This window comes from Vibrio fujianensis, assembly GCF_002749895.1.
GTDB classification, from domain to species: Bacteria; Pseudomonadota; Gammaproteobacteria; order Enterobacterales; family Vibrionaceae; genus Vibrio; species Vibrio fujianensis.
Window position 1 is genome coordinate 82,451 of sequence record NZ_NBUS01000042.1, and the last position, 590, is coordinate 83,040.

A 590-nucleotide genomic window follows, 5' to 3' on the forward strand; every position below is an offset into this window, starting at 1 on the left:
CTCGGGTGGTGGCTTTAGTGGCGGCGGCGGTAGTTTTGGCGGCGGTGGCTCATCAAGTAGCTGGTAACGATACCCCCAAACCAATACATCACTTTAACTGTTTCTATACCCAAACAACTTGGAGTTGCAGGTAGGCGGCAAGTGAGTGAATCCCCATGAGCATAGACAGGCTATGTGATTGGGGTGAAAGAACGTAGCCAACACCCCTGCAGCTTCAAGTAGGAAGGGTATAGCAATGATTATTTTTTACGAGGTTCTATGAATACCAACAACACTGATGAAAAAAATCGTCGTCCTCTCGCGGTAAGGGAGCTTAAAGTCACCAAGGGCATCGCCATCTGGTTAAGTCGGAAGCAGATTACCCCTAACCAAATTTCACTGATGAGTATTGCTTTTGCGCTACTGGGGTGTTTGATATTGATGATATATCGTCAGATGCCCGCATCATTTTGGTTAATCCTGACCGCGATATGTATTCAGGCGCGCTTACTGTGTAACTTATTTGATGGCATGGTGGCCGTCGAAGGCGGGAAAAAGACCCCCGCCGGTGAACTTTTTAATGATGTTCCTGACCGGATTGCCGATCCGTT

General features: G+C 47.8%; 1 protein-coding gene. It reads left to right on the forward strand.

All coding sequences use genetic code 11. The features are described 5' to 3' along the window. Positions 1-258 precede the first annotated feature (258 nt). A partial coding sequence (locus tag B7C60_RS18740) for a CDP-alcohol phosphatidyltransferase family protein (RefSeq protein WP_245869098.1) occupies positions 259-590 on the forward strand: 332 nt, incomplete at its 3' end.